This window comes from Candidatus Binatia bacterium, assembly GCA_036382395.1.
GTDB lineage: Bacteria > Desulfobacterota > Binatia > HRBIN30 > HRBIN30 > JAGDMS01.
In genome coordinates this window covers 1-6,981 of sequence record DASVHW010000214.1, presented here as the reverse complement: position 1 = coordinate 6,981, position 6,981 = coordinate 1, and the positions used below count along the sequence as shown (strand labels likewise).

Genomic DNA, 6,981 nt, shown 5'->3' with positions numbered 1-6,981 from the left:
TCACCGGCGTCATCGTGTATTGGATGCTCTACCACCTCGCCGGCGCGCACGCGTGAAGCTGCTTCGGATGTCGTGCCGGGCAGGGTCTACACACGAATATTCTCGGACTCGGTCAATGTGAGGCGCCGGGGCAGGAGTATTGACATACCTCGGGCGCCAGAGCCCAATCGTTCCCACCATGAATACACGAGAATTTACTCTCCTCGATGAGGGGAAGGTGTGCACGGTTGCGGCCACGATCAGCGACAACGGCGTCCACCTCTCACCGGCGGCGTTGCGCGAGGCGCTCGGCTGGGAGCTGAAGCCGCAGGGCTTGTGCAAGGATGATCGCTGCGTACCCGTGCGCGGGCATGCGGATCTGGTCACTCAAACCGGCGTCGATCTTGCCGGCTTCGCCGGCTTGCTCTCTCGGCCGCTGGCGATGGACGTTGAAGAGCGCGTCGCCTATCTCGGCGCCTCGGCCGCTGAGCGTGCGGCACAGCTCGCGTCATTGCAGGCGCCGGACTTCACCCTCCCGGACCTGAACGGCACGCTGCATTCCTTATCCGAGTACCGCGGAAACAAGGTCCTGCTCGTCGCCTATGCCTCGTGGTGAGGCTGCCGCTATGACCTGCCGGTCTGGCAGGAAATGTACGCCGAGCTCAAGGATCACGGCTTTACCGTGGTCACCGTCGCCCTCGACAAGAGTGCCGAGGATGCGCGTCCATTCGTCGAAGCCGCCAGGCCGTCACACCCGAGCCTGATCGATACGGAACACCGGCTCGCCGACCTGTACCGCATCGTCAATGTGCCCACCGTCGTGTGGATCGACGAGCAGGGCCACATCGTGCGCCCCAACGATGTCGCCTTCGGCACCGACATGTTCAAGGACATGCACGGCATCCCGTCGGCCCCACATCTGGCAGCCCTGCGGGCGTGGGTGAAGGAGGGCAAGACGCCGTTGGCTGCCGATGAAGTCCGAAAGCTCCAAGTGCGGCCCACCGCTGAAGAGCAACTGGCACGCGCCGAGTTTGCCTTGGGGTGGTATCTGCACCAGGCCGGAAAACCGGCGGTGGGGGAACGGCACTTCGTCCGGGCGGGCGAGTTGGCACCACACGACTTCACCATCCGCCGCGGCTCGATGCCGATCCGCGGCGTGGACCCGATGGGGCCCGCGTTTTTCGAGATGTACTCCGAATGGGCACAAGCGGGTAAGCCGTACTACCAGCCGCTCGAGGGAACAGCGAAGAGCTGAAAGCGGCAGGTGCGAAGCCCGATCAAGAACGCTGGCCGCAGGCCTATAGGAGCCTGTCGGACTTGGGGGAAGCCTGAGCGACCCAACACGTCCGCCGGAAGCCTCTGGAGTGCGGGCGGGGAGCGGCCCGCCGAAAGAACGCTGGCCGCAGGCCCTAGTCGAGATCCTGCCCGTTCATGCCGGCGTTCTTGCGAGCCGTCCGCATCAGCTCCGCGACCACCGGGCCCATGGTGGCGGGGTCCTCGATCGGCTTGGTCACGGGGCCGCGGTGCCAGCTCTCAGCAATCGCCAGCACCTGGCCGGAGGCCTCGAAGACCCGTCCGGTGATGTGCTTCGATTCGGGGCTTGCCAGCCAAGTAACGATGGGGGCGATCCAGCGCGGATGCAGCGTGGCTTTCTCCTCATCGGTGCCGCGCCCCATACCGATATCTTCGGTCATCCGCGTCAGCGCCCCGGGCGCCACGGCGTTCACGGTTATGCCGTACCGTCCCAGTTCCCGCGCCGCAATGATGGTAAAGGCGGCGATCCCTGCCTTGGCGGCGCCATAGTTGGTCTGTCCCGGATTGCCGTAGATCCCGGACACGGATGTCGTGTTGATGATGCGTGCGTCGACGGCCTTGCCGGCCTTGGCTTGATCGCGCCAGTAGGCCGCCGCGAAGTGTGCCGGTCCGAAGGTGCCCTTCAAGTGCACCTTGATGACGGCATCCCATTCCGCCTCGCTCATGTTGACCAGCATGCGGTCGCGCAGAATGCCGGCGTTGTTCACCACCACGTCCAAGCGCCCGAATGTGCTGATGGCCTGCTGGATCAGGCGCTGGGCGCCCTCCCAATTGCTGACGTCATCGGCGTTGACGACGGCCGCGCCGCCGGCAGCAACGATCTGGCGCACCACTTCAGCTGCCGGCCCCTCTGACCGGCCGGTGCCGTCGCGTTCACCGCCGAGGTCGTTGACGACCACCTTGGCCCCATGGGCAGCCAGCATGATGGCGTGCTCCCGGCCGATGCCGCGACCGGCACCGGTGACAATAGCGACCCGACCTTCACACAACTTGCTCATCACGATCTCCTCGTATGAAATGCGTTTCGGCCCCGGACTCGAATGCCCCAGCCGCTCCGATACGCCACGACGGCGTCGGAATCAACGGCGCGCACCGCTCCGACGCCGCCAACGGCTTCGAGGCGGACGCCGCGTGACCGGACGCTACTTGCCGCCGGTCAGCGCTTGCAACACTTGGGCTGGATGCGCCTCGGCGTTCGCTACCTTCGCCCAATGCTTCTTGACGCGACCGTCCGGACCAATCCACACCGTCGAGCGGATGACCCCGGTGGTTTTCTTCCCGTACATCATCTTCTCGCCATAGGCGCCGTACTCCTCCATCACCGTGCGCTCCGGGTCGGAGAGCAAAGGGAACGGCAGCTTGTACTTGGCGATGAACTTCTGGTGCGACGGCGCGCTGTCAGCGGAGACGCCGAGGACAACGGCATTGGCTTTGGCGAGAGCCTTCCCGTTGTCGCGAAAGCCACAGGCTTCCTTCGTGCAGCCGGGCGTGTCGTCTTTGGGGTAGAAGTACAGAATGACGTCCTTGCCGGCGAAGTCCTTGAGAGAGACTTTCTTGCCGGTGGCGTCGACGAGGGTGAAATCCGGTGCGGGCTGGCCTTCTTCAATCGCCATGTGGAGCCTCCTTGCAGGTCAGTGTTCAAACCCTGCCATACTCAGTGATTTGATCAAGAGGGTCGACGAAAATGATCCCAAGTTCGAGAATGGCAATCCTATCGGCTCGTGCTGGCGGGACGTGCGTGCCTGGCAGGAAAGTTGCCGTGGTTTGCCAAGAGTGGAGGACCCACAGTGACGATCATCGTCGAAACTCTTGGGGAAACGCCGGTGGCGCGACGGCGGATCGAAGTGGTTGAGCGCAAAGGCCTCGGGCATCCCGACACGATCTGCGACGCCCTGGTGGAAACGATTTCGCTGGCGCTCAACCGGATGTACCTGGAGCGCGTCGGCACGATTTGCCACTACAACATCGACAAAGCGTTCTTGGTGGCCGGCCAGTGCACCAAGGGATTCGGAGTCGGTAGGCTGGTGCGGCCGATGGAGTTGATTGTGGGAGACCGTGCCACGTTCGAGGTGAGTGGACTGAGGTTGCCGGTTGAGGAGACGGCACGGGCCAGCGTGGACGCGTGGGTCCGCGCCCACCTTCCACACGTCCGCGCTGGGCAAGACCTGCAGATGCGTAGCGCCCTGGCGCCAGGTTCCGAGGAGTTGCGCAGCATCTTCAGCCACAAGGCAGCCGTGGTATCAAACGACACGTGTGGCGCATCCGGCTACGCGCCGCTCAGCCCGACGGAGGAGATCGTGCTCGCCATCGAGCAGCTGCTGAACTCATCCGAGTTCAAGGCGCGGTTTCCCGACACGGGCCAGGACGTCAAGGTCTTTGCCGTGCGTCAGGACGAGCAGCTGGCGGTGACGGTTGCCATGCCGCTGCTCTGCCTGGCGACAAAATCAGAGCACGCCTATTTCGCGCGCAAAGACGAAATCCTCGCGGCACTCGCCCAGCACTTCAACTCCGCGCCGTTTGAAATCGGCTGGCGACTGAACTGTCTGGATCGGCCTGGCCACGGCACGGAGGGAGTCTACCTCTCTCTGACCGGCACATCCGCCGAGGACGCGGACTCGGGTCAGGTGGGCAGGGGAAACCGGGCAAACGGGCTGATCGCCTTTTCACGCCCAACCGGTGGCGAAGCGGCCGCAGGCAAGAATCCAGTTGCCCACGTGGGCAAGATCTACGACGTGCTGAGTCACCGGCTGGCGCGCTTGATCCATGCACGCTGCCCGGAGGTCATCGAGGTGTATGTGTATCTCACGGCCCGTATCGGTGAGCCCGTCAACGAGCCGTGGACGGCTGTGCAGCTGGTCATGCCCGGCGGGCTGGCGCTTGCGGACGTGGAAGGAAGGGTTCGCGACACCGTGAATGCCGAACTGGCGCGCATGTCCGATTTCCAATCCGAATTGATCCGCGGTGAGCACGCCGTCTGCTAGGGCCTGCGGCCGGCGTCATTTCTATGGATCGCTCCCCGTTGGGTCGCTGCAGGGTGCCAAGTCCGACAGGCTGCTGGCGCAGGGTGAGTTCGAAGGTCAGAGCGCTCGGTTGGTGAGGAGGCCGGGCGGAAGGGAGAAGAGGCGATGGAATCCCAGTGGCGCAAGCTCGGTGACGAGTTGGGTCCGGCGAAGGTGGTCCTGATTCGCGAACCGGAAGTGGGGCTGGAAGGCTTTGTCGTGGTCGACAACGTGGCGTGCGGGCCGGCGATCGGCGGGATTCGCATGGCGCCGGATATCACTGTCGAAGAGGTCGCTCGTCTGGCTCGGGCCATGACCTACAAGAACGCCGCCGCGGGCCTGCCGCACGGGGGCGGCAAAGCCGGCATCATCGGCGACCCGAAGATGGACAGCGCCGCCAAGCAGCAGGTGGTGCGCGCCCTCGGGCGCGCTATCCGCAATTTGGTTGAGTACATCCCGGGCCCGGACATGGGCCTCGATGAAACCTGCATGGCGTACTTGCACGATGAGATCGGCCGCGCCGTGGGTCTGCCGCGCGTGCTCGGGGGCATCCCACTGGATGCGATCGGGGCCACCGGTTTCGGCTTGGCAGTGTGCGCCGAGGTGGCACAGGAGTTCGCGGGTATCCAGCTGAAGGGTGCCCGCGTCGTCGTCCAGGGCTTCGGCGCAGTCGGGCGCCATGCGGCGCGCTTTCTCGCTGAGCGAGGAGCCACGCTGGTTGCAGCGGCAGACAGTGGGGGCGCCGTGGTCAATCCGAAGGGACTCGATCTGCCAGCGCTGCTGGCGTTCAAAGCCGGGCATCGCACGGTGCGCGAGTTCCCCGGCGGGCAGCCGGCGCCCCCGGAGGAACTCGTGGCAGTGGACTGCGAGATCTGGATTCCAGCAGCCCGCCCGGACGTCCTGGATGCCACCAACGCCAAGCGGCTGCGCGCCAAGCTCCTCCTGCAAGGCGCAAACATTCCTGCCACGCCGGAAGCCGAGGTGATGCTGCACACTGCAGGCGTGCTGTCGGTGCCGGACTTCATCGCCAACGCCGGCGGGGTCATCTGCGCCGCGGTCGAGTATCACGGCGGCACGCAGGCTCAGGCATTTGCAGCGATTCAGGAAAAGATCGCGGACAACACGCGTTCGGTCCTGGAACAGGCGCATGACCAGCACGTGTTGCCCCGAACCGCCGCCGTGGACCTTGCCCGCACGCGGGTCAAGGAAGCGATGGGTTATCGCCGGCGCGGCTCGTCCCGGAGCTGACGCGACGCGAGTGGAACCGCCGGGCGGCAGGGCTCGGCCGCCAAGGCCGTCTGCTGAAGGGTTCCACCGGCTTTGCCGAAGAAGTCGGAGCGGTGGGAGAACTCACACGTCCAAGCCCGTCATACCCGCGAAGGCGGGTATCCAGGTGGGGTGGTGGCGTCCCCGCGCAATGGATTCCCGCCTTCGCGGGAATGACGAGTGGGGACTCGCCCGATTTTGTGGGCAAAGCAGGTCCCACCTCGGAGTGTGAGCCACTGGTGTTCCGTGTCATTCCCTATCGCGACTCGCCACAGGATCATCCGACCCCGCAGACGAAGGTGAATTGCGGCCGACTCCAGCCGCAATGCTTGCATTTCGTGCAGGCACTGCCTACATGTGCTGCATGCAATACACGGTGCGGGGCATCCCGGCAAACTTGGACAAGGCGATGCGGCAGCGCGCCCGTGCGAAAGGGCGCAGCCTCAATGAGGTCGCGATCGAGGCGCTCGCGGAGGGGATCGGGCTCCATGAGACCAGGATCGAGCGGCGCGATCTCAGCGACATCGTCGGTACCTGGAAGAAGGACGCGGCGGTCGAGGCAGCTCTTGCAGCGCAGGATGAAGTGGACGAGCACCTCTGGAAATGAGAGTCGCGCTCGACACCAACCGGTATGTGGACTTGTGCAAGGGCGTGGAGGCAACCGCCCGACTGGTAGCGACTGCCGAGACGGTGTACCTGCCGTTCATCGTCGTGGCCGAGCTGCGTGCCGGATTTGCGCTCGGGCGCCGGGCGGCGGAAAACGAGCGCGTCCTGCGGCGCTTCCTCATGAAAGACGGTGTGCACGTGCTCTTCGCCGATGACCAGACCACCCATCATTACGCGGCCGTGTTCCGACAGCTGCGCCTCCAGGGAACCCCGATCCCGACGAATGACATCTGGATCTCGGCGCTCGTGCTGCAGCACAGCATCGTCCTGCACGCGCGGGACCAGCACTTCGACTACGTGCCGCAGATCGTGCGGGCCTGAACGTGTGGCGGCCGGCCACGATTGCAGGCACCAATCACCGTTAGCCTCCAGCCTCCGGGCTCCCAGGTTCTTCGGCCCGGTCGGGACGTCCTTGAACGGCAGATCCGTGTCGACCCGGAACTCGGGTGTGAGACGCAGGACGCGCTCGGCGATGGCTCCCTGCTCGCTTCAGCCGTGACGCGCGGCTAGGCGTCTGATGGTCTCGGGAATATCCTCGACGCCCGCGGTGGGACCGAAGACTGCAGCCACGCCCTTTTCCCGCAGCAGGCGTTGATCCTCCGCCGTGATCACCGAACCGCCGACGACGACGGGCAGCTCCAGCTCACGCTCGCGTAGGAGTCCCATCAGTTCGTCGACGTACTCCAAGTACTCCCATGAGTGGCAACTCAGGCCGATGACGTCGACGTCTTCTTCGACGGCCGCCTTGACGATGCCG

At 64.9% G+C, this 6,981-nt stretch carries 8 protein-coding genes; 5 read left to right on the top strand and 3 right to left on the bottom strand.

What is annotated here, in order from left to right; all coding sequences use genetic code 11:
• Window positions 1-178 precede the first annotated feature (178 nt).
• Window positions 179-1,234: a TlpA disulfide reductase family protein gene (locus VF515_09980; protein ID HEX7407964.1), complete on the top strand. Its 1,056-nt coding sequence runs from the start codon at window positions 179-181 to the stop codon at window positions 1,232-1,234.
• 154 nt (window positions 1,235-1,388) lie between these two features.
• Here the strand turns inward: VF515_09980 and VF515_09975 are convergent, their stop codons facing one another.
• A complete protein-coding gene (locus VF515_09975) occupies window positions 1,389-2,291 on the bottom strand; it encodes an SDR family oxidoreductase (protein ID HEX7407963.1) in 903 nt (300 codons plus the stop codon).
• Between the two features lie 144 nt (window positions 2,292-2,435).
• Window positions 2,436-2,906 (bottom strand): peroxiredoxin, encoded by a 471-nt coding sequence (locus VF515_09970; protein HEX7407962.1) that lies wholly within the window; start codon window positions 2,904-2,906, stop codon window positions 2,436-2,438.
• 174 nt (window positions 2,907-3,080) lie between these two features.
• On the opposite strand from VF515_09970, the gene VF515_09965 reads away from it, so the two are divergent.
• The 4 genes from VF515_09965 to VF515_09950 all read left to right on the top strand — a co-directional run bounded on the left by VF515_09965 (window position 3,081) and on the right by VF515_09950 (window position 6,545).
• Complete coding sequence (locus VF515_09965) at window positions 3,081-4,274, top strand: methionine adenosyltransferase (GenBank protein HEX7407961.1); 1,194 nt, start codon at window positions 3,081-3,083, stop codon at window positions 4,272-4,274.
• A gap of 144 nt (window positions 4,275-4,418) precedes the next feature.
• Window positions 4,419-5,540, top strand: a complete 1,122-nt coding sequence (locus VF515_09960; protein ID HEX7407960.1) for a Glu/Leu/Phe/Val dehydrogenase — start codon at window positions 4,419-4,421, stop codon at window positions 5,538-5,540.
• 415 nt (window positions 5,541-5,955) lie between these two features.
• A complete protein-coding gene (locus VF515_09955; protein HEX7407959.1) occupies window positions 5,956-6,165 on the top strand; it encodes a hypothetical protein in 210 nt (69 codons plus the stop codon).
• A complete protein-coding gene (locus VF515_09950; protein ID HEX7407958.1) occupies window positions 6,162-6,545 on the top strand; it encodes a type II toxin-antitoxin system VapC family toxin in 384 nt (127 codons plus the stop codon). The genes VF515_09955 and VF515_09950 overlap by 4 nt, the downstream gene beginning before the upstream one ends.
• Before the next feature lie 168 nt (window positions 6,546-6,713).
• On the opposite strand, the gene VF515_09945 is transcribed toward VF515_09950, so the two are convergent.
• On the bottom strand, window positions 6,714-6,981 hold a 268-nt coding region (locus VF515_09945; GenBank protein HEX7407957.1), incomplete at its 5' end, for a cobalamin-dependent protein.

What these genes read in the sequence shown, in the direction of transcription:
- VF515_09970 (HEX7407962.1), bottom strand. Translation starts at nt 2,906, where the DNA reads ATGGCGATTGAAGAAGGCCAGCCCGCACCGGATTTCACCCTCGTCGAC.
- VF515_09975 (HEX7407963.1), bottom strand. Translation starts at nt 2,291, where the DNA reads ATGAGCAAGTTGTGTGAAGGTCGGGTCGCTATTGTCACCGGTGCCGGT.
- VF515_09960 (HEX7407960.1), top strand. Translation starts at nt 4,419, where the DNA reads ATGGAATCCCAGTGGCGCAAGCTCGGTGACGAGTTGGGTCCGGCGAAG.
- VF515_09950 (HEX7407958.1), top strand. Translation starts at nt 6,162, where the DNA reads ATGAGAGTCGCGCTCGACACCAACCGGTATGTGGACTTGTGCAAGGGC.